Source organism: Streptomyces cynarae (assembly GCF_025642135.1).
Classification (GTDB): domain Bacteria; phylum Actinomycetota; class Actinomycetes; order Streptomycetales; family Streptomycetaceae; genus Streptomyces; species Streptomyces cynarae.
Genome location: NZ_CP106793.1, coordinates 4,070,271 through 4,090,778, shown reverse-complemented (window position 1 = coordinate 4,090,778; position 20,508 = coordinate 4,070,271). Strand labels below are relative to the sequence as shown.

15 protein-coding genes and 1 pseudogene are annotated in these 20,508 nt (G+C 71.9%); 8 read left to right on the top strand and 8 right to left on the bottom strand.

The window, feature by feature from the left end:
* Positions 1-137 precede the first annotated feature (137 nt).
* Positions 138-3,254: a sacsin N-terminal ATP-binding-like domain-containing protein gene (locus N8I84_RS18700; RefSeq protein ID WP_263230609.1), complete on the top strand. Its 3,117-nt coding sequence runs from the start codon at positions 138-140 to the stop codon at positions 3,252-3,254.
* A gap of 76 nt (positions 3,255-3,330) precedes the next feature.
* Here the strand turns inward: N8I84_RS18700 and N8I84_RS18695 are convergent, their stop codons facing one another.
* Positions 3,331-5,724 carry a cation-translocating P-type ATPase gene (locus tag N8I84_RS18695; RefSeq protein ID WP_263230608.1) on the bottom strand — a complete coding sequence of 798 codons (2,394 nt, stop codon included), beginning with the start codon at positions 5,722-5,724 and terminating at the stop codon, positions 3,331-3,333.
* 119 nt (positions 5,725-5,843) lie between these two features.
* On the bottom strand, positions 5,844-6,116 hold the full coding sequence (locus N8I84_RS18690) for a DUF2530 domain-containing protein (protein WP_263230607.1): 273 nt from the start codon (positions 6,114-6,116) through the stop codon (positions 5,844-5,846).
* Positions 6,117-6,396: 280 nt separating this feature from the next.
* Here N8I84_RS18690 and N8I84_RS18685 point away from each other — a divergent pair, with 280 nt between their 5' ends.
* Positions 6,397-7,848 carry an NCS2 family permease gene (locus N8I84_RS18685; protein ID WP_263230606.1) on the top strand — a complete coding sequence of 484 codons (1,452 nt, stop codon included), beginning with the start codon at positions 6,397-6,399 and terminating at the stop codon, positions 7,846-7,848.
* Between the two features lie 33 nt (positions 7,849-7,881).
* On the opposite strand, the gene N8I84_RS18680 is transcribed toward N8I84_RS18685, so the two are convergent.
* Positions 7,882-8,076 carry a ribbon-helix-helix protein, CopG family gene (locus N8I84_RS18680; protein ID WP_200420915.1) on the bottom strand — a complete coding sequence of 65 codons (195 nt, stop codon included), beginning with the start codon at positions 8,074-8,076 and terminating at the stop codon, positions 7,882-7,884.
* Between the two features lie 193 nt (positions 8,077-8,269).
* Here N8I84_RS18680 and N8I84_RS18675 point away from each other — a divergent pair, with 193 nt between their 5' ends.
* The 3 genes from N8I84_RS18675 (at position 8,270) to thpR (ending at position 11,171) form a co-directional block, all read left to right on the top strand.
* Entirely contained in the window at positions 8,270-8,707 is a 438-nt protein-coding gene (locus N8I84_RS18675) for a MarR family winged helix-turn-helix transcriptional regulator (protein ID WP_200420914.1), read from the top strand.
* Positions 8,708-8,849: 142 nt separating this feature from the next.
* A complete protein-coding gene (locus N8I84_RS18670) occupies positions 8,850-10,511 on the top strand; it encodes an MFS transporter (protein ID WP_390898916.1) in 1,662 nt (553 codons plus the stop codon).
* 90 nt (positions 10,512-10,601) lie between these two features.
* Positions 10,602-11,171 carry an RNA 2',3'-cyclic phosphodiesterase gene (gene thpR, locus N8I84_RS18665; RefSeq protein ID WP_263230605.1) on the top strand — a complete coding sequence of 190 codons (570 nt, stop codon included), beginning with the start codon at positions 10,602-10,604 and terminating at the stop codon, positions 11,169-11,171.
* A 213-nt stretch (positions 11,172-11,384) separates the two neighbouring features.
* Here thpR and N8I84_RS18660 read toward each other — a convergent pair whose 3' ends face one another.
* From N8I84_RS18660 to N8I84_RS18650, 3 genes are all read right to left on the bottom strand, one after another.
* The gene (locus N8I84_RS18660; protein WP_263230604.1) at positions 11,385-12,374 is read right to left on the bottom strand and encodes an aldo/keto reductase; all 990 of its coding nucleotides are present in this window, start codon (positions 12,372-12,374) and stop codon (positions 11,385-11,387) included.
* A gap of 59 nt (positions 12,375-12,433) precedes the next feature.
* Positions 12,434-13,027, bottom strand: a complete 594-nt coding sequence (locus N8I84_RS18655; RefSeq protein ID WP_263230603.1) for a Uma2 family endonuclease — start codon at positions 13,025-13,027, stop codon at positions 12,434-12,436.
* Positions 13,028-13,114: 87 nt separating this feature from the next.
* Positions 13,115-13,798 carry an SGNH/GDSL hydrolase family protein gene (locus N8I84_RS18650; RefSeq protein ID WP_263230602.1) on the bottom strand — a complete coding sequence of 228 codons (684 nt, stop codon included), beginning with the start codon at positions 13,796-13,798 and terminating at the stop codon, positions 13,115-13,117.
* A gap of 111 nt (positions 13,799-13,909) precedes the next feature.
* Between N8I84_RS18650 and N8I84_RS18645 the strand changes: the two genes are divergently transcribed.
* On the top strand, positions 13,910-14,902 hold the full coding sequence (locus N8I84_RS18645; protein ID WP_263230601.1) for a WD40 repeat domain-containing protein: 993 nt from the start codon (positions 13,910-13,912) through the stop codon (positions 14,900-14,902).
* Positions 14,903-14,973: 71 nt separating this feature from the next.
* Here N8I84_RS18645 and serC read toward each other — a convergent pair whose 3' ends face one another.
* Both serC and N8I84_RS18635 read right to left on the bottom strand, forming a co-directional pair.
* Positions 14,974-16,092, bottom strand: coding sequence for a phosphoserine transaminase (gene serC, locus N8I84_RS18640; protein WP_263230600.1), 1,119 nt, complete (start codon positions 16,090-16,092; stop codon positions 14,974-14,976).
* Between the two features lie 258 nt (positions 16,093-16,350).
* Positions 16,351-16,608: pseudogene (locus N8I84_RS18635) on the bottom strand (cytochrome P450); the annotation flags it as partial.
* A gap of 204 nt (positions 16,609-16,812) precedes the next feature.
* On the opposite strand from N8I84_RS18635, the gene N8I84_RS18630 reads away from it, so the two are divergent.
* Both N8I84_RS18630 and N8I84_RS18625 read left to right on the top strand, forming a co-directional pair.
* Positions 16,813-19,722 carry an FAD-binding and (Fe-S)-binding domain-containing protein gene (locus N8I84_RS18630; RefSeq protein WP_390898915.1) on the top strand — a complete coding sequence of 970 codons (2,910 nt, stop codon included), beginning with the start codon at positions 16,813-16,815 and terminating at the stop codon, positions 19,720-19,722.
* The gene (locus tag N8I84_RS18625; protein ID WP_263230599.1) at positions 19,719-20,498 is read left to right on the top strand and encodes a metallophosphoesterase family protein; all 780 of its coding nucleotides are present in this window, start codon (positions 19,719-19,721) and stop codon (positions 20,496-20,498) included. The genes N8I84_RS18630 and N8I84_RS18625 overlap by 4 nt, the downstream gene beginning before the upstream one ends.
* Positions 20,499-20,508: the final 10 nt, after the last annotated feature.

Below are 20,508 nucleotides of genomic sequence, written 5' to 3'. Positions count from 1 at the left end.
AGGCCGATACGGGGACCTGGGGGCGGCGCCCCAGGAGCGGCGCGCCCGACGGACGGCACCTGTCCGAATGTCGGCCACGCTCCCGCACGGTACCTTCGTCCGGCGGCAGCCCCCCGCCGCCAGAGGGAGAGTGAACCGTGAGCAAGTTCGTGCGACCGGCAGCCGAAGGCGACCCGTTCGGCACGGCCCGCCTGCGCCGCGGCGTGCTGGACGCCTGGGCGACCAGCCCGGCCCGGTTCCGCGAGGACGCCAACGCCGAGGAGGACCTCGTCCTCGGCGGTTACCGCGACCGCCTCGTCGTGGAGCTCGCACAGAACGCCGCCGACGCCGCGGCCCGGGCGGGGGTCCCGGGACGGCTCCGGCTGACCCTCCGCGAGGGCGTGCTCGTCGCCGCCAACACCGGTGCCCCGCTCGACGCGGCCGGTGTCGAGTCGCTCTCCACCCTGCGGGCCTCCGCCAAGCGCGACGAACGGGAGCAGGCCGTCGGCCGCTTCGGCGTCGGCTTCGCGGCCGTCCTCTCCGTCAGTGACGACCCCGCGGTCGTCGGCCGGCACGGAGGGGTGCGCTGGTCCCTGTCCGAGGCCCGGGAACTCGCCACCGAGACCGCCCGGCACAGCCCCGGCCTCGGCGACGAGATCCGCCGCCGCGACGGGCACGTACCGCTGCTGAGGCTGCCGTTCGCCGCCGAGGGCACCGCCCCGGACCCGTACGACACCGCCGTCATCCTCCCGCTGCGCGACGCGGCGGCCGCCGATCTGGCCGAGCGGCTGCTGGGGGCCGTCGACGACGCGCTGCTGCTCGCCCTGCCCGGCCTCGAAGAGGTCGTCGTCGAGATCCACGACGAGAGCCCTCGCACGCTGGTCCGCCGCACCGAGGGCACCGACACCGTCGTGGAGGACTCCCGGGACGGCACCACCCGCTGGCGCACCGTCTCCCAGCACGGCCCCCTCACCCCCGACCTGCTCGCCGACCGCCCGGTCGAGGAGCGGCTGCGCCCCCACTGGTCCGTCACCTGGGCCGTCCCCGCTGAGGCCGACGGCACCCCGGGCCGTCCCCGCACCGCCCCGGTGGTGCACGCCCCGACCCCCAGCGACGAGCCGCTCGGGGTGCCCGCCCTGCTCATCGCCTCGTTCCCGCTGGACACCAGCCGCCGCCACGCCGCGCCCGGCCCGCTGACCGACTTCCTGGTGGAGCGCGCGGCCGACGCCTACGCCGAACTCCTCGCCGATTGGCGCCCGGTGACCCCCGGCATCCTCGACCTGGTGCCGGGGCCGCTGGGCAAGGGCGAGCTGGACGGCGCGCTGCGCGGGGCCATCCTGGAGCGGCTGCCGCGCACCGCTTTCCTGCCGCCCGCGAACGAGCCCGGCGACGACGACGAACTGCCCGAGGCGCTGCGCCCCCGGGACGCCGAGATCGTCGAGGGCGCCGGGACCGGGACCGTGCGGGTCCTCGCCGAGGTGCTGCCCTGCCTGCTGCCCGCGGGCCTCGAACGCCGCGTGGAGCTGCGGACGCTGGGCGTGGCCCGGGTGCCGCTGACCGAGGCGATCGACCGGCTCGCGGGGCTGGAGAAGGCGCCGGAGTGGTGGTGGCGGCTGTACGACAGCCTGGCCGGGGTCGACCCGGACCGGTTGTCCGGGCTGCCGGTGCCGCTGGCCGACGGGCGGACCACGATCGGGCCCCGGCAGGTCCTGCTGCCGACCTTCGACGGGCCGCCGGTGGCTCCGGAGGCGCTGGCCCGGCTGGGACTGAAGGTCGCCCACGCGGACGGCGCCCATCCGCTGCTGGAGAAGCTCGGCGCGCTCCCGGCCACCCCGCGGGCCATCCTCACCACCCCGCAGGTGCGGGCCGCCGTCGCCGCCTCCCTCGAGGACGAGGGCGCGGGCTGGGAGGAGGACGGTCTGGACGCGGAGGAGCTGGCGGACACCGTGCTCGCCCTCGTCCGCGAGGCGGCCCTCGACCCCGGTGACGAGCCGTGGCTCGGCGCGCTCGCGCTGCCCGACGAGGACGGCGAACTCGCGCCCGCCGGGGAACTCGCGCTGCCCGGCAGCCCGTTCGCGAGCGTCATGCGCGAGGGCGAACTGGCCTTCGTGGACGCCGACCTGGCCGAACGCTGGGGCGAGCAGCCGCTGGCCGCCTGCGGCGTGCTCGCCGATTTCGCCCTCGTCCGCGCCACCGACGTCGTCCTGGACCCGGACGAACTGGAGCCCCGCGACTCCGACTTCGCCGAACCCGACGACGTGGGGCTGCTCGACGCGGTCGACGTGTGGTGCGAGGACGTCCTCGACCGGCTGCCCGACACACCGGTACCGCCGGTGGCGACCGAGATCGTCGCGGTACGGGACCTGGACCTGGTCGACGACGACCGCTGGCCGCAGGCCCTCGCCCTGCTCTCGCGGCCCCCGCTCAGGGACGCGCTCACCCAGCCGGTGCGGGTGCTGCTGCCGGACGGCACGCACGAGGTCGTACGCCCCTACGCGGCCTGGTGGCTGCGCGGCCACCCGGTGCTGGACGGTCGCCGCCCGGCCGGTCTGCGCGCGGCGGGCGGCGACCCGCTGCTGCACGGCCTGTACGACGAGGCGGACGCCACCGGCTTCGACGACGAGCAGGTGCTGCGCGCCCTCGGCGTACGGACGTCGGTCGCCGCCCTCCTCGACGAGCCCGGCGGCGCCGCGGAACTCCTCGACCGGCTCGCCGACCCGGACCGCGCCGTCACGGCCGCTCAACTGCACGCGCTGTACGGCGCGTTGGCCGAGCTGGATCCGCAGCAGGTGACCTTGCCGGAGGAGCTGCGGGCGGTGGTCGACGGGCGGGTGACGGTCGTGGACGCCGCCGACGCGGTGGTCGTCGACTCGCCCGACCTGCTGCCCTTCACCGAGGGCGTCCCCCTGCTGCCGGTCCGCCCGGCCCGGGCCGCCGACCTGGCCGAGCTGTTCCAGGTGCGGCGGCTGAGCGAGTCGGTGACGGGCGAGGTGAGCTCCGAGGGCGTCGAGCACGACGTACCGGACTCGGTGCGGGTCCTGCTCGGACCGCGGACGCCGCGGACGTACGTGGAGCACGAGGTACTCGTCGTCGACGGGGTCGAGCTGGACTGGCGCCTGACGTCCGACGGTGTGCTGCACGCGGCCACCCTGGAGGGCGTCGCGGCGGGCCTGGCCTGGGCGGCGGGCCAGTGGCCGCGCCGCTTCGAGGTGGCGGCGCTGCTGGAGGACCCGTCCCGCACCGAGGAACTGGCGCGGGACCGCTGGTTCGACTAGGGCGTCGCGTTCGACTAGGGCGTCACGTTCGACTAGGGCGTCACGTTCGAATGAGGCATCACGTTCGACTGAGGCATCATGCGGGGAACCGGCGGTCGACCCGCTTCCAGAGCAGCTCCAGGGCGGCCGCCGACACCGCCGCGATGCCCACCGCGACCCAGGGGATCGTCTCCCCGACCAGCCTCAGGGCGAAGAAGTGCTGCAGCCACGGCACCCCCAGCACGCACACGAACGCCACGCCCATCGCGGCCACCAGACCGATCCGCCACCAGGTGTAGGGGCGGGCGACGATGGCCAGCACCCACATGGCGATCAGGAACAGCGTGAGGGTCGCCGCGCTGGTCTCCGCCTCCAGGGAGCCGGGACCGCTGTAGTGGTGGCGGGCGATCAGGTACGTGACGAACGTGGCGACCGCCGCCACCGCCCCGCCCGGGATCGAGTACCGCATCACCCGCCGGACGAAGTGGGGCCTCGCCCGCTCGTTGTTCGGCGCGAGGGCCAGGAAGAACGCCGGGACGCCGATCGTCAGGGTCGACAGCAGGGTCAGGTGCCGGGGCAGGAAGGGGTACTCCACCTGCGAGCACACCACCAGCACCGCCAGGAGCACCGAGTACACCGTCTTCACCAGGAACAGCGTCGCGACCCGCGTGATGTTCCCGATGACGCGCCGTCCCTCGCCGACCACCGACGGCAGCGTCGCGAAGCTGTTGTCGAGCAGCACGATCTGCGCCACGGCCCGGGTCGCCTCCGAGCCGGAGCCCATCGACACCCCGATGTCCGCGTCCTTGAGCGCCAGCACGTCGTTCACGCCGTCGCCCGTCATCGCCACCGTGTGCCCGCGCGACTGGAGCGCGCCCACCATGTCCCGCTTCTGCTGCGGGGTGACCCGGCCGAAGACGGTGCCCTTGTCCAGGGACTTCCCCATCTCGTCCTGGTTCTGCGGCAGGTGCCGGGCGTCCATCACCTGGCCACGGATGCCGAGCTTTCCGGCCACCGCGCCCACCGACACCGCGTTGTCGCCGGAGATGACCTTGGCGCGGACGTTCTGGTCGGCGAAGTAGCGCAGGGTGTCGGCGGCGTCCGGGCGCAGCCGCTGCTCCAGGACGACCAGCGCGGTGGGCCGGACGCCGGCCGTGACCCGCGGGTCGTCCAGGTCCCGGGAGGCGCGGGCCAGCAGCAGCACGCGCAGCCCCTGCTCGCTCAGCCGCTCGGTCTCGGTCAGCGCTGGGTCGTCGGGGTCGAGGAGGACGTCGGGGGCGCCGAGGAGCCAGGTGCCGGTCTGGCCGTCGCCCTCGCTGAAGGAGGCGCCGCTGTACTTGCGGGCGGAGGAGAAGGGCAGGGCCTCGAGGCAGCGCCAGTCCTCGCTGTCGGGGTAGGCGTCGATGATCGCCTGGAGGGAGGCGTTCGGACGCGGGTCCGCCTCGCCGAGGGCGCCGAGGACCTTGCGTATGTAGGTCTCGTCGGCGCCCTGGAGCGGTCGCAGCTCGGTGACGTCCATGCCGCCCTCGGTGAGGGTGCCCGTCTTGTCGAGGCAGACGGTGTCGACGCGGGCGAGCCCCTCGATGGCGGGCAGCTCCTGGACGAGGACCTGCTTGCGGCCCAGCCGTATGACACCGATCGCGAAGGCCACGGAGGTCAGCAGGACCAGCCCCTCGGGGACCATGGGCACGATGCCTCCGACCGTGCGGGCGACGGAGTCCTTGATCCCGTGCTGCGTCGTCACCAGCTGGCTGATCACCAGGCCGACCGCGGTCGGGACCATCATCCAGGTGACGTACTTGAGGATGGTCGAGATGCCGGTGCGCATCTCGGAGTGCACGAGTGTGAAACGGCTCGCCTCGTCGGCGAGCTGGACGGCGTAGGCCTCGCGGCCCACCTTGGTCGCCTGGAACGCGCCACCGCCCGCGACCACGAAGCTGCCGGACATCAGAGGGTCACCGAGCCGTTTGACGACGGGGTCGGCCTCTCCGGTGAGCAGTGACTCGTCGATCTCCAGCCCGTCGGTCTCGACGCAGACGCCGTCGACGACGATCTTGTCCCCCGGCCCGATCTCGATGACGTCGTCCAGCACGATCTCGGAGGTACCGATCTCGGCCGCCGTCCCGTCCCGGCGCACGGTCGGCCGTGCCTCGCCGATCACCGCGAGGGAGTCCAGGGTCTTCTTGGCCCGCCACTCCTGGATGATGCCGATCCCGGTGTTCGCGATGATGACGTATCCGAACAGGCTGTCCTGGAACGGCGCCACGAACAGCATGATCAGCCACAGCACACCGATGATCGCGTTGAAGCGGGTGAAGACGTTCGCGCGGACGATCTCGCCGAGGGAGCGGCTGCTGCGCACGGGAACGTCGTTGACGTCACCGCGGGCGACCCGCTCGGCCACTTCGGCGGCGGTCAGGCCGCGCGTCCGCACGGGCATCGGGGCGGGGTGCACGGGATCGAGTTCGGCGCCCGCGTCGATGTGCGTCATGCATTCGACGGTACGTGCGGATTTGCGCCTTCACCCGCCGAGCACTTCAAAGATCCGACCAGGGGAGGAGGGCGGCTCATGCGGGGGTCGGAGGGAGCGCGGGAGAGGTACTGCGAAAGTCACCGCTCGGCGTCGGCGGCCCGCTTGATCGCCGTGTCCCGCTTGATCGCCGCGTCCCGCTTGCGCACGTACCAGATGCCCACGCAGCCCAGCCCCGCTCCCGCCAGGCACGTCCACAGCCACCATGTGTGCCCGTGGTCGGCGAACCAGCCGTAGAACGGCAACTGGACCAGGAACATCAGCAACCAGAGGATCGTGCCGCCGGTGACGACGGGCGCCACGGGGCCCTCAAGGGGCTCCGGCGCCTCGTGCCTGGGGGTCCACTTCGCCATGCGCACAGCTTACGAGGAGCCGAAACCGCTCCGACGCCGACCCGACCCCGACCCGGCGCGACGCGGACGCGGCCCTGGGGGCCTTGCGCGCCAAGGGTCTACGCGCGGAGATAGCGATCAGGGCCTTATATGTTCATACTGAAACGGTTCGAGTCTGGCCGCTTACGTTCGTATGAAGCACCAACAGAAGCGTGGGGGAACCTGTTGGTGACAGTCGACGGCGAGACTCGATCACGTTTGTCCGCGATCCCCGTGATCCCCGTGCACATTGAGGTCCCGCATGCCCACCTCGGCCCCCGCCAAGGCCTCCGCCCAGCAGCAGCCGGGCACCCGGCCGCCGTCCGGCGCCCTCGACCGCTACTTCAAGATCTCCGAGCGGGGCAGCACGCTGTCCCGTGAGATCCGCGGCGGTTTCGCCACCTTCTTCGCGATGGCGTACATCATCGTGCTGAACCCGATCATCCTCGGCAGCGCGAAGGACATGTACGGGCACCACCTGGACCACGGCCAGCTCGTCACCGCGACGGCCGTGACGGCCGCCTTCACCACGCTGCTCATGGGCGTGATCGGCAACGTCCCGATCGCCCTCGCCGCCGGCCTCGGCGTGAACACGGTCGTCGCCCTCCAGCTCGCCCCGCGCATGTCGTGGCCGGACGCGATGGGCATGGTCGTCCTCGCCGGTTTCGTGGTGATGCTCCTCGTCGCCACCAGTCTGCGCGAGCGCGTGATGAACGCCGTGCCGCTCGGCCTGCGCAAGGGCATCTCGATCGGCATCGGCCTGTTCATCATGCTGATCGGTCTCGTGGACTCCGGCTTCGTGACCCGTATCCCCGACGTCGCCCAGACCACGGTCCCGCTCCAGCTCGGCGTGAACGGCCACCTGAGCGGCTGGCCGGTGCTGGTCTTCGTCCTCGGCGCGCTGCTCACCTTCGCGCTGATCGTCCGCAAGGTTCCGGGTGCGATCCTGATCTCGATCGTCGCGATGACGGTCCTCGCGGTGGTCCTCAACGCCGTAGCCAAGATCCCCAGCTGGGGGCTGACCGTCCCGAAGTGGCCCGGCAACCCGGTCGCCAGCCCCGACTTCGGTCTGATCGGCAAGGTCAGCCTGTTCGGAGGCTTCGGCAAGGTCGGCGTGCTGACCGGCATTCTGTTCGTCTTCACGGTCCTGCTGTCGTGCTTCTTCGACGCGATGGGCACGATCATGGGCATCAGCGACGAGGCCAAGCTGACCGACGCCGAGGGCAACATGCCCGGCATCAACAAGGTCCTCTTCGTCGACGGCATCGCGGTCGCGGCGGGCGGAGCCAGCTCCTCCTCGGCCACCACCTGCTTCGTGGAGTCCACGGCCGGTGTCGGCGAGGGGGCGCGCACGGGCTTCGCGAACGTCGTCACGGGCCTGCTGTTCGCGGTGGCGCTCTTCCTCACCCCGGTCGCCACGATGGTCCCGTCCCAGGCGGCGACCCCGGCCCTGGTCGCGGTGGGCTTCCTGATCCTGTCCAACTCGATCAAGGAGATCGACTGGGCGGACCACACGATCGCCATCCCCGCGTTCGTGACCATGCTGATGATGCCGTTCACGTACTCCATCACGAACGGCATCGGCATGGGCTTCATCACCTTCGCCCTGCTGCGCCTGGCCGCGGGCCGCGGGCGTGAGGTCCCGGCGGCGATGTACGTGGTGGCGGCGGTCTTCGCCTTCTACTACCTGATGCCGGCGCTGGGCCTGACCTGATCCGCCGGGCCGGCCTCCGGGGCCGGGCGACGGTCAGGTGACCGGCGTAGAGCCGTTGTAGAACCGTTCCGTCTCCTCGACGGCGGCCTCGAACCGCTGGTCGAAGTCATCCCGAATGAGCGTCCGGACGACATAGTCCTGGACGCTCATTCCCCTTCTGGCGGCGTGGTGCCGGAGCCGCTCGAGCAGTTCCCTGTCTATACGCACGCTGAGCACGCTGGTCCCCATGGCGACGAGGGTTGCCCGACCCGGGCACGCGAGGGGTCACGTTCCGCTGCCGGATCACTCATTCGAGTGATGTAGGCAGCTCAGGGGTTTCTTGCCTGGTCCCGGTCGTGCCGCTGCGGAAGTGGTCGGAGTCACCCTTGTGGGCGTGCGTCCGGGTGGTCTTTAGGAAAGGTAATGAGTTATCCTAAAGAGCATGCCTGACCTGACCCATGGCGACGACGCTGCCGCTGTGAACGCTCTCCGCTCCGCCGTGATGCGCCTGTCGCGCCGACTCAAGCACCAGCGGGTCGACGAGTCGCTGAGCCCGACCGAGATGTCGGTGCTCGGCACCCTGGCCCGCTGCGGCTCCGCGACCCCGGGTGAGCTGGCCCGCAAGGAGCACGTCCAGCCGCCCTCGATGACCCGCATCGTGGCGCTGCTGGAGAGCAAGGGTCTGGTCGCCCTGGAGCCCCACCCCGAGGACCGGCGCCAGAAGGTGGTCACCCAGACCGAGCGTGCCGAGGCGATGCTCGAGGAGAGCCGCCGCAAGAGAAACGCGTTCCTGGCCGGACTGATCGAGGGCCTGGACGAGGACGAGTGGGCGGCACTGCGCGCCGCGGCCCCCGTCCTCGAGAAGCTCGCGCACCTGTGACCGGGCCGCATCCGGGGCCCTGCGGCACCCCGAGCCGGGGTGTCGCGGCCACGGATGCGTGCCCGTGCCGGACGCCCACCGTGACCGACGCGGCCCCCACCCGCGTACGTACGAAGCCGTCATCGCAAGGAGGCGAATCCCTTTGAGTACGGGAACCGGAGCAGCTTCCGCCCCCGCACCAGCCACCCACTACTCCCCGCCCGCCCACGAGACCGCACAACCGGCACAACCCCCCACCGCCGCCGAGGGCCCCGAGCCTGCCGAGCGGACCGGGACCGTCGCACGGACCGGGACCGTCGAGCGGACCGAGACCGTCGCACGCACCAAGCCCGTCGCACGGACCGGCCGCGTCGCAAGGACCGCGCCCGTCACGCAGACCGGCCCCGTCCCACGGACCGAGCCCGTCCCACGGACCGAGCCCGTCCCACGGACCGGGCCCGTGCCGCCGGCCGAGCCCGACGCGCGGACCGAGCCCGTCCTGCCGGCCGAGTCCGTCGAACGCGCCGAGACCGCCGTCCCGACCGAGCCCCGCAAGTCATCGATGTTCAGCTCGCTGCGCATCCGTAACTACCGGCTCTTCTTCCTCGGCCAGGTCGTCTCCAACACCGGCACCTGGATGCAGCGCATCGCCCAGGACTGGCTGGTGCTCAGCCTGACCGGCTCCTCCACCGCCGTCGGTGTCACCACGGCGCTGCAGTTCCTGCCGATGCTGCTGTTCGGCCTGTACGGCGGCGTCCTCGTCGACCGTCTGCCCAAGCGCCCGACGCTGCTCGTCACGCAGTCGGCGATGGGAGCCACCGGCCTCGTCCTCGCCTTCCTGACCCTGACCGGGCACGTCCAGGTCTGGCACGTCTACGTGGCCGCCTTCGCCGTCGGACTCGCCACGGTCCTCGACAACCCGGCCCGGCAGTCCTTCGTCTCCGAGATGGTCGGCCCGAAGCACCTGCAGAACGCGGTCAGCCTGAACTCGGCGAACTTCCAGTCCGCCCGCCTGGTCGGCCCCGCCGTCGCCGGTGTCCTGATCACCGGCATGGGCACCGGCTGGGCCTTCCTGCTCAACGGCCTGTCCTTCCTCGCGCCCATCGCCGGCCTGCTGCTGATGCGCTCCCGTGATCTGCACGCCGTGGATCGCGCACCGCGCGGCAAGGGCCAGCTGCGCGAGGGCCTGCGCTATGTCGCCGGGCACCCGGAGCTGATCTGGCCGATCGTGCTGGTCGGGTTCATCGGCACCTTCGGCTTCAACTTCCCCGTGTGGCTGTCGGCCTACGCGGACGACGTCTTCCACGCGGGCGCCGGCGCCTACAGCCTCTTCAACACTCTGATGGCGATCGGCTCGCTGACCGGCGCGCTGCTCGCCGCCCGCCGCGGCACGGCCCGGCTGCGGGTGCTGATCGCGGCGGCGGCCCTCTTCGGCACGCTGGAGGTCGTGGCGGCCGGGGCGCCGTCCCTGTGGTTGTTCTCGCTGCTGATGGTGCCGATAGGGATCTTCGGCCTCACGGTGAACGTCACGGCGAACACGGCCGTCCAGATGGGCACGGACCCGGCGATGCGCGGCCGCGTCATGGCCCTGTTCATGATGGTCTTCATGGGCGGTACACCGCTCGGGGCGCCCGTCGTCGGCTGGATCACGGACGCGTACGGCGCCCGGGTCGGGTTCGCCCTGGGCGGCCTGATCTCGGCCCTGGCCGCCGCGACCATCGGCCTGATCCTGGCCCGTGCGAGCGGCCTGCGCCTGACGGTGGGCTGGCACCGGGGACACCCGCGGGTGCGGTTCGTGCCGCGCGAGGAGCCGGTGCCGGCCTGAGGGGTTCGGGGCGCCCCGGGGCGTGGGCGCCCCTCTTCGCGCCTGGTCACCGGTGTGGCCGGGGAACCCGATCCCTGCGAAGGTGAGGTCATGAGACTCTTCGCCGCGGTGCTGCCGCCCCCGGACGCCCTCCGGGAACTGGCCTCGGCGGTGAAGGAGTTGGAGGGGCTGCCGGGGGCGCGCTCACTGCGCTGGACGGAACGGCCGGCCTGGCACTTCACCCTGGCCTTCTACGGTGAGGTGTCCGAGGACGTCGTACCGGACCTGTCCGAGCGGCTCGCCCGGGCGGCCCGGCACACCGAGCCGTTCCCGCTGTCCGTGTCCGGGGGCGGGCGCTTCGGGGACCGGGCACTGTGGGTGGGCGCGTCCGGGGACGTACGGGCGCTTCGGCTGCTCGCCGACCGTGTGGAGTCCGCGGCGCGCAAGGCGGGCGTGGAGATGGGGGAGCACCGCCCCTACCGCCCGCATCTGACCCTGGCCCGCAGCCGGGGCCCGGCGGACCTCCGGCCGTATGTGGCGGCACTGCGGGAGTTCGCGGGCCGCGAGTGGAGGGTCGCCGACCTGACCCTCGTGCGCAGCCGCCTGCCGAGGTCGGGCGTGCCGGGGGAGCAGCCGCGCTACGAGACGGTGGAGCGGTGGGGGCTCGGCGCAGGGGAGTGACGAGGCCCGGTTAGGCTCGATACGTGGACCCGAAGACCCGAAACCGGATCATGGCCGGTGTGCTCGTGCTGATGTTCGCAGTGGTGGCGCTGGCGGCGGCGGTCGGGAAGTAGATCCAGGGGTACCGCGCGGACGCGGGCGAGGTGCCCCGGGCCAGACCTTCCCGGCCCGCGGACACCACCCGCGTCCCGCATCCGCGTCCCGCCGGGCGGGCTACCAGGCGAAGGCCTCCGGAGACGGGCCCGGACCGGGGAAGATCTCCTCCAGGCCCGCCAGGACCTCCTCCGTCAGCTCCAGCTCCACCGCCCTGATCGCGGACTCAAGCTGCTCGGCGGTGCGCGGGCCGACGATCGGTCCCGTGACGCCGGGGCGGGTCAGCAGCCAGGCGAGAGCCGCTTCGCCGGGCTCCAGGCCGTGCTTCTCCAGCAGGTCCTCGTAGGACTGGATCTGCGACCGCACAGCGGGATCGGCGAGCGAGTCGGCGGTGCGCCCGCCGGCCCGGCGTCCGCCTTGCACCTCCTTCTTGATGACGCCGCCCAGCATTCCGCCGTGCAGCGGCGACCACGGGATGACTCCGACGCCGTAGTCCTGCGCGGCCGGGATGACCTCCATCTCGGCGCGGCGCTCGAAGAGGTTGTACAGGCACTGCTCGCTGACCAGTCCCAGCGAGCCGAGCCGGGCGGCGGTCTCGTTCGCCTGCGCGATCTTGTAGCCGGGGAAATTGCTGGAGCCGACGTACAGGACCTTGCCCTGCTGGACCAGCACGTCCAGGGCCTGCCAGATCTCCTCGAAGGGAGTGTTCCGGTCGATGTGGTGGAACTGGTACAGGTCGATGTAGTCGGTCTGGAGGCGCTTGAGGCTGGCGTCGACCGCCCGCCGGATGTTCACGGCGGAGAGCTTGTCGTGGTTGGGCCAGGCCTCCCCGTCCGGGCCCATGTTGCCGTACACCTTGGTGGCGAGCACGACCTTGTCGCGCCGCTCGCCGCCCTTGGCGAACCAGTTGCCGATGATGGTCTCGGTACGGCCCTTGTTCTCGCCCCAGCCGTACACGTTGGCGGTGTCGAAGAAGTTGATCCCCGCGTCCAGGGCCGCGTCCATGATCGCGTGACTGTCGGTTTCCTCGGTCTGCGGACCGAAGTTCATGGTCCCGAGAACGAGCCGGCTGACCTTGAGTCCCGTGCGTCCGAGCTGCGTGTACTTCATGACTGCTTAGCCAACGGCGTGGAGTGCGCTCTAGGCAAGGGGGTCGGGGAGCGGGCGGATCAGTCGCGAGGGAAGTCGTCGGTTTTGAGGACGAGGTCGACCACGGTGCCGGTCAGGTCGATGTCGGTGCCGAAGTCCACCGGCGTCCTGTTCTCGTAGTCGCCGTCCTTGGGGTCGGTGTAGACGTAGCACCGTCCCTGGTAGGGATCGGCGATGACGTAGACAGGGACCTCGGCGTCAGCGTAGGCGGCCCTCTTCGGGCCGTAGTCGTTCTGAGCCGTGCCCTGGGAGATGACCTCGGCGACGAACTCGACGTCCTGGTAACGCCAGTGGCCCGTGTCGTCCGGCTTTGCCGAGCTCTTGAGCAGGGCGACGTCCGGGCAGAAGCCGTTTTCGTGGCCCGGGAAGTCGATGCGGACGTCCGAGAACACCTTGACCTTCCTCCCGAACCTGTCCTCGAGAGCCCAGAGGAACTCGCGGATGATCAGCCAATGAGTGTCCCGCTGCGGCGTCATATGGACGTTGCCCCCGACGATCTCGACCCTGTATCCCTCGGGGACGGGCATGCGCTCAAGACGCTCGAACCACTCGTCCAGACGCTTGGTGTTGGCGTCGGCGTCGGCCATTTCGATCCTGTCTTCAAGGACGGTCATCGTGGCGCTCCTCCCCGGCTGCCCACGGACGAGTGCAGCCGCGCTGTTCAACGATACGCACGGTGACGAGGAGACGCCGGAAATCGGTCAACTTGTTCCGGCCGCGTACACCTGTCCGATCCCCCACGCCTCCCACATCGCCCCCGCGAACGCCGCCGCGATCTTGTGCTCGCCGGAGGCATTCGGATGCGTACCGTCGTACGTGTCGACGTGGATGTCGTACGACGGCGGCGGCGAGGCCAGCAGGATCGGCGAGCGGGGCTCGTCCAGGTCGGCAGCCGCCTTCGCCAGAAGTTCGTTGAAGAGGGCCACCTGGGCCCCGAAGAGCGCGTCCGCCTGCGCCCGGATGTTGGGGATCACCGGGAGCAGGACCATCCGGACACGAGGGTTGGCGCTCCGCGCCTGAGTCACGAAGCGGCGCACGTTCTCCGCCGTCTGCTCCGCGTTCGTGTAGAAGCCCAGGTCGATCAGGCCCAGGGAGACCAGGAGCACGTCCGCCCGCGACGCGCGGACCGCGTCCGCGATCAGCGGCGCCATGTGCAACCAGCCCTCGCCCCAGCCCGCCAGGTGGGCGCGGGGGAAGTCGGGTTCGGCGTAGGCGTGCGACGTCGGCGCGTCCGCCGCCTTGTCGTACAGCGTCTCGCGCGGACCGACGAGCGTGCACGGGCCGCCGTACGTCGTGCAGAGATGCCGCCACAGCCGGTAACGCCATGTGTGTTCGCCCGCGCTGCCGATCGTCTGGGAGTCGCCTACGGGCATGAACCTGAGCATCCGCTCATGATGGACGATCAGCGGGGAAACGGCGTGGGACGTATGGGATGGGGTGGGTGTGAGGATCGACACGCGCGACGCCCGCCGATCACGGGATGGCACGCTGGGGCCATGCGTCGATCGTCCGCGTTCCTCTCCGGCCTCTTCGGGGCCCTGCTCGCCGGTGTGCTCGCGCTCGTCGCGTCGGCGCCCGCGTCCGCCGACGACGGGGGCTTCACCATCAAGGATCCCCGGATCACCGAGTCGAGCGGGCTCGCCGCCTCCCGTCTCCACCCGGGGATCTACTGGACGCACAACGACAGCGACGACGGCCCGTACGTCTACGCGGTGGACGGCCGCACCGGAAAGACGGTGGCCACCCTCACCCTCCGCGGCATCGGCACCCCGCGTGACGTGGAGGCCGTCTCCATGGGCCCGGGCAACGAGATCTACCTCGGCGACATCGGCGACAACTTCGGCGGCAAGTGGCCGTACGTGTGGATCTACAAGCTGCCCGAGCCGAAGGTGCTCAAGGACCAGACGATCCGCGCCACCCAGTACGTCGTGAAGTACGCGGACGGCCCCAGGGACGCCGAGTCCCTGCTGGTCCACCCGAAGACCGGGCGCGTCTACATCATCGACAAGAAGGAGGACGGCGGCCACCTCTACGAGGGCCCGGCCAGGCTGTCCGCCACGGGGACGAACGTCTTCCGCCCCACCGCCGCCGTCGACCTGTGGGCCACCGACGCCGCCTTCTCGCCCGACGGCGAACAGCTCGCCGTGCGCGGCTACTTCGGCGGCATCGCGTACGCGTGGAACGGCGGGCGGATCAAGAAGCAGACCCGCCTCGACGTCCCTCTGCAGCGGCAGGGCGAGTCGGTCACGTACACGCTCGACGGCTCCGAGCTCCTGTACGGGAGCGAGGGCGCGGACAGCCCGGTGCAGCCCGAGAAGGTGCCCGGTCACCGGTCGTCCAAGTCGCCCTCGGGGAAGGGGAGTACGCAGACCGGGGCCGGAAGCGGTTCACCGCTGAACGCCGACTACAAGGTGGGCGCCCTGGTCCTCGCCGCCGGCCTGGCCCTCGTCCTGGTCCTCAAACGCCTGCTGCGCCGCACCCCGCGCTAGAGAAGGACGGGAAGGGGCGCCCGGTGACACCGGACGCCCCTTCCGTCGTGCGCGATGAGGTCGCCCGAGTCCTACAGCTTCTCGATCACGTAGTCGACGCACTTCGTCAGTGCCTCGATGTCCGCCGGCTCGATCGCCGGGAACATCGCGATGCGGAGCTGGTTGCGGCCGAGCTTGCGGTACGGCTCGGTGTCGACGATGCCGTTGGCGCGCAGGACCTTGGCGACGGCGGCGGCGTCGACCTCGTCCGAGAAGTCGATCGTGCCGATCACCTGGGAGCGCTTGGCCGGGTCGGTGACGAACGGGGTCGCGAACTTGACGTCCTCGGCCCAGCCGTACAGCGTGCGCGCCGAGGTGGCGGTGCGGCGGACCGCCCAGTCCAGGCCGCCCTGGCCGTTGATCCACTCAAGCTGCTGGTTGAGCAGGAACAGGGTGGCGAGGGCCGGGGTGTTGTACGTCTGGTTCTTGCGGGAGTTGTCGATCGCCGTGGGGAGGCTGAAGAACTCCGGGATGTGGCGGCCGGAGGCGTGGATGCGCTCGGCGCGCTCGATCGCGGCCGGGGAGAAGACGCCGATCCACAGGCCGCCGTCGGAGGCGAAGGACTTCTGCGGGGCGAAGTAGTAGACGTCGGTCTCGGCGATGTCGACCGGGAGGCCGCCGGCGCCGGAGGTGGCGTCCACGAGGACCAGCGCGCCTTCGTCGGCACCCTCGACGCGCTTGATCGGCATGGCGACACCGGTCGACGTCTCGTTGTGCGTGTACGCGTAGACGTCGACGCCCGCCTCGGCCTGCGGCTCGGGGTGGGTGCCGGGGTCGGTGGCGACGACGGTGGGCTCGGCGAGCCACGGGGCGAGCTTGGCGGCCTTGGCGAACTTCGAGGAGAACTCGCCGAAGCTGAGGTGCTGCGACTTGTTCTCGATCAGGCCGTGGGTCGCGATGTCCCAGAACGCGGTGGACCCGCCGTTGCCGAGGATCACCTCGTAGCCGTCGGGGAGCTGGAACAGCTCACGGATACCCTCGCGCACCTTGCCGACCAGGTTCTTGACCGGGGCCTGGCGGTGGGACGTGCCGAGCAGGGAGCTACCCGTGGCGGCGAGGGCGTCCAGCGCCTCGACCCGCACCTTGGAGGGACCCGCGCCGAAACGACCATCGGCGGGCTTGATGTCGTCAGGAATCTGGATATCAGCCACGGACGGAGCGTAGCCGCTGGAGGAAACCTGGGCGAAACGTGGTCCGTCGGCTGAGACGGGGTGTCGCCGCCGGTTGACCCCGCCCCCGCCGCCGCGGGGCTCCGCCCCTCCGACCCCACCGGGTCTCCGCCCCGTGCCCCGGCGGGGACTGCGTCCCCTGCACCCCTTCGACCCCGCACCCCATTGGGACGCCGCCCCGTATCCCGCAGCCCCCAAGGACGGGAAGGGTAGGGGCGGCGGGGGCGAGGAACCCCTGCCTCAGCCGCCGAGCCGCAGCTCGCTCGTCGGCACCGCCAGGTCCGGGAAACGGGCGTACAGCGCCGGAAGCGCCACCCCCGCCTCAAGACGGGACAGCGCCGCCCCGGGGCACACGTGCGGACCGTGCCCGAAGGAGATGTGCCGGTTCTTTGTTTCCCGGGTGACGTCGAAGACGCCCGCGGTCGGACCGTGCGCCTTCTCGTCCCGCCCGATCGCCCCGTACGACACGATCAGCGCGTCACCCGCCGGGACGACCCGCCGGGCGGTACGGGGGCGGTCATGAATGGTGTCCTCGGCCTCAAGTGGCGTCACTATAAGAGTGATTGGGCGTGTGATTGCCGCGCGACAGCTCGGCGGCCGCAGTGGCCACCACCCGGCGACCGCAGCCGCCCACCGTCCTGCGAGACGGCTCCGGTGTGCCCCGGGACGGTCACCGTCAGTGGCGGAAGGCATGCTGGTGGCATGACGGATCCTGTGGTGCGAGGGCAGCAGGCGGCGGGTGCCGTCGCCGACGTCGGTGCGCTGAGTCGGGAGCTGCGCGCGGCGGTGCGCGGTGCGGTCGAGTTCGACACGACCGTGCGGGCGCTGCACACCATGGATGCGTCGAACTACCGGCGCGTCCCGCTCGGCGTGGTGGCGCCCCGGGACGCGGACGACGTGGCGGCGGCGCTGGCGGTGTGCCGGGCGCACGGCGTGCCGGTCGTCGCCCGCGGCGGCGGCACGTCGATCGGCGGGCAGGCGACGGGCACCGGGGTGGTGCTCGACTTCACCCGCCACATGAACCGGATCGTGTCCCTGGACCCCGAGGCGCACACGGCGGTGGTGCAGCCGGGCCTGGTCCTCGACCGCCTCCAGGAGGCCGCCTCCCCGCACGGCCTGCGTTTCGGCCCGGACCCCTCCACCCACGCCCGCTGCACGCTGGGCGGAATGATCGGGAACAACGCGTGCGGCTCGCACTCGGTGGCCTGGGGGACGACGGCGGACAACGTACGGGAGCTGTCGGTGCTCACCGCGCGGGGCGAGCCGCTGACCCTCGGGCCGGGCTGGAAGGGCGCCCCCGAGGGGCTGCGGACGCTGCTCGAGGGTGAGTTGGCGCTCCTGCGCACGGGCTTCCCGTCCCTCCCGCGCCGTATCTCCGGTTACGCCCTGGACGCGCTGCTGCCGGAGAAGGGCTCGGATGTGGCCCGCTCCTTCTGCGGCTCCGAGGGCACGCTGGGCGTCCTGACGGAGGCGGTCGTGCGCCTCGTCGAGGCACCCCGCGCGCGTGCGCTCGCCGTGCTGGGGTACGCGGACGAGACGGCGGCGGCCCAGGCGGCGGCCGGGCTGCTGCCGCTCGGCCCGCTGACGGTGGAGGGCATGGCCGCCGATCTCGTACCACCGTCGGCGGGGCTGCCGCGCGGCGGCGCCTGGCTGTTCGTGGAGGCGGGCGGCGGGGATGAGGCGGAGGCACGCGCGCGTGCGGAGGCCATCGTCCGGGCGGCGGACGTCACGGACGCCACGGTGGTCACCGACCCCGCCGGACAGCGCGCGCTGTGGCGGCTGCGGGAGGACGCCGCCGGTACGGCGACCCGCATGCCCGACGGAGGGGGCCCCTCCCGCTCGAGCGGAGCCGAGAGTGGGGGAGAGGCCTGGCCCGGCTGGGAGGACTGCGCGGTACCCCCGGCCCGACTCGGCGACTATCTCCGCGACTTCAGGCGCCTGCTGAGGGACCACGGCCTGCGCGGCACTCCGTACGGCCACTTCGGGGACGGCTGCATCCACGTCCGGATCGACTTCGACCTGCTGACCGAGGAGGGCGTCGCCCGCTTCCGCCGCTTCTCAGAGGACCTCGCGGACCTGGTCGTCGCCCATGGCGGCTCGCTGTCGGGGGAGCATGGTGACGGGCAGGCGCGCGCGGAGCTGCTGCCGAAGATGTACGGCCCCGATCTGGTCGCACTGTTCACCCGCGCCAAGGACCTGTGGGACCCGGACGGCCTGCTCAACCCGGGCATGCTGGTCCGCCCGGCCCGCCTGGACGAGAACCTGAGGTTCGCGGTGCTGCCCCGTGAGCGGGTCGAGGTCGCCTTCGGCTATCCGTCGGACGGCGGCGACTTCTCGGCGGCGGTCCGCCGGTGCGTGGGCGTCGCCAAGTGCCGTACGACGACGGTGTCCGGCTCTTCGGTGATGTGCCCGTCGTTCCGGGCGACGGGCTTGGAGGAGCACTCCACGCGGGGCCGCGCCCGGCTGCTGCACGAGATGCTGGCGGGCGAGGTGGTGACGGACGGCTGGCGCTCGACGGAGGTCAGGGACGCCCTCGACCTGTGCCTGTCCTGCAAGGGCTGTCGTACGGACTGCCCGGTCGGCGTCGACATGGCGACCTACAAGGCGGAGTTCCTGCACCACCACTACGCGGACCGCCGCCGCCCGGCCGCGCACTACGCGATGGGGTGGCTGCCGCTGTGGCTCCGGTCGGTGGCCCGCACCCGCGCGGCGCCGCTGGTCAACGCCCTCGCGTCGGTGGACCCGTTTGCGTCGCTCGCGAAGCGTCTGGGCGGGATCGCACCGGAGCGCCGCCTCCCCCGACTGGCGCAGGAGACCTTCAGCCGTTGGTGGAGGCGGACGACCGGCGGACGCCCCCGGACGGCGGGCCCGCTGGTCGCCCTCTGGCCGGACACCTTCACGGAACACCTGTCGCCGTCGGTGGGCCGCGCGGCGGTACGGGTGCTGGAGGCGGCGGGCCTCAGGGTGGCCCTGCCCCCGGGCCGCCGGCGCAGGGTCTGCTGCGGCCTGACCTACGTCTCCACCGGCCAACTGGACCGCGCCCGCACCGTCATGCGCCGCACCCTCGGCCTGATGGAACCGGTGCTGGCGGCCGGCGCCCCGGTGGTCGTCCTCGAACCGAGCTGCGCCGCCGCTCTGCGCACGGACCTCCCCGAGCTGCTGCACGACGACCCACGCGCGCAGCGTCTCGCGGCGGCGGTGGTGACGTTCGCGGAGGCTCTGGAGAGGTACGCCCCCGACTGGACACCGCCCCGCCTCGACCGCCCGGTGGCCGGCCAGACCCACTGCCACCAGCACGCGGTCCTGGGCGACACGGCCGACCGCCGGTTGCGCACGGCGGCGGGCCTGACCGGCGAACTCACCGGCGGCTGCTGCGGCCTCGCGGGCAACTTCGGCTTCGAGAAGGGCCACTACGAGGTGTCGACGGCCTGCGCGGAGGAACAACTGCTCCCGTCGGTGCGCTCGGCACCCGAGGACGCGGTGATCCTGGCGGACGGCTACTCCTGCCGCACCCAGCTCCAGCAGCTGGCGGGCGTCAGGGCACGGCATCTGGCGGAGGTGCTGGCGGAAGGGCTGGAGAGGTCATCGACAAGGAGGGGGACGAGTAAGTGAGCGACGTACTGGACCGGGTGGCGGTCCTCTCCGACATCCACGGCGTACTGCCCGCCCTGGAAGCGGTACTCGCGGAGCCGGAGGTCGCCGCCGCCGACCGCGTCGTGGTGACGGGCGACATCACGGCGGGCCCGCAGCCGGCCGAGGTCCTGGACCTGCTGGCGCGCGAGGGCGGGCGGGTGGTCTGGGTCGCGGGGAACGCGGACCGGGAACTCGTCGAATACCGCCGCGGACAGCGGACGGAGATCCCCGACCCCATCGGCCCCTACGCGGCCTCCCGGCTCCGCGAGAAGCAGGTCGACTTCCTCGCCGGACTGCCGCTGACGGTGACACTCCCGGTGCGCGGCCTCGGCGAGGTCCTGTTCTGTCATGCGACACCGAGGAACGACGAGGAGGTCGTCCTCGTCGACTCGCCCCTCACCCGCTGGGCTCAGGTGTGGGAGAAGCTGCCGGACACGATCGGCACGGTGGTGTGCGGCCACACCCACATGCCGTACGTCCGGCTCGCCCACGGCCGCCAGGTGGTCAACCCCGGCAGCGTCGGCATGCCCTACGGCCGCCCCGGCGCCCACTGGTGCCTGCTCGGTCCCGGCGTGGACCTGCGCAGAACGCTCTTCGACATTCCGTCCGCCATCGCCCGCCTGACCCGGGAGTCGGCGTACGAGGACATCGCCGAGTGGGCGGACTACTTCCTCAACGCACGGGCGGGCGACGCGGAGGTGCTGGAGGTGTTCGGACGGATGGAGGCGCGGGGAGCGGCGCCGGAGCGGGAGTGATGGCCAGGCG

What these genes read in the sequence shown, in the direction of transcription:
- N8I84_RS18660 (WP_263230604.1), bottom strand. Translation starts at nt 12,374, where the DNA reads ATGAAGTACACGCAGCTCGGACGCACGGGACTCAAGGTCAGCCGGCTC.
- N8I84_RS18630 (WP_390898915.1), top strand. Translation starts at nt 16,813, where the DNA reads ATGACGGATCCTGTGGTGCGAGGGCAGCAGGCGGCGGGTGCCGTCGCC.
- N8I84_RS18685 (WP_263230606.1), top strand. Translation starts at nt 6,397, where the DNA reads ATGCCCACCTCGGCCCCCGCCAAGGCCTCCGCCCAGCAGCAGCCGGGC.
- N8I84_RS18675 (WP_200420914.1), top strand. Translation starts at nt 8,270, where the DNA reads ATGCCTGACCTGACCCATGGCGACGACGCTGCCGCTGTGAACGCTCTC.
- N8I84_RS18695 (WP_263230608.1), bottom strand. Translation starts at nt 5,724, where the DNA reads ATGACGCACATCGACGCGGGCGCCGAACTCGATCCCGTGCACCCCGCC.
- N8I84_RS18645 (WP_263230601.1), top strand. Translation starts at nt 13,910, where the DNA reads ATGCGTCGATCGTCCGCGTTCCTCTCCGGCCTCTTCGGGGCCCTGCTC.
- N8I84_RS18690 (WP_263230607.1), bottom strand. Translation starts at nt 6,116, where the DNA reads ATGGCGAAGTGGACCCCCAGGCACGAGGCGCCGGAGCCCCTTGAGGGC.
- N8I84_RS18655 (WP_263230603.1), bottom strand. Translation starts at nt 13,027, where the DNA reads ATGACCGTCCTTGAAGACAGGATCGAAATGGCCGACGCCGACGCCAAC.
- thpR (WP_263230605.1), top strand. Translation starts at nt 10,602, where the DNA reads ATGAGACTCTTCGCCGCGGTGCTGCCGCCCCCGGACGCCCTCCGGGAA.
- N8I84_RS18680 (WP_200420915.1), bottom strand. Translation starts at nt 8,076, where the DNA reads ATGGGGACCAGCGTGCTCAGCGTGCGTATAGACAGGGAACTGCTCGAG.
- N8I84_RS18650 (WP_263230602.1), bottom strand. Translation starts at nt 13,798, where the DNA reads ATGCTCAGGTTCATGCCCGTAGGCGACTCCCAGACGATCGGCAGCGCG.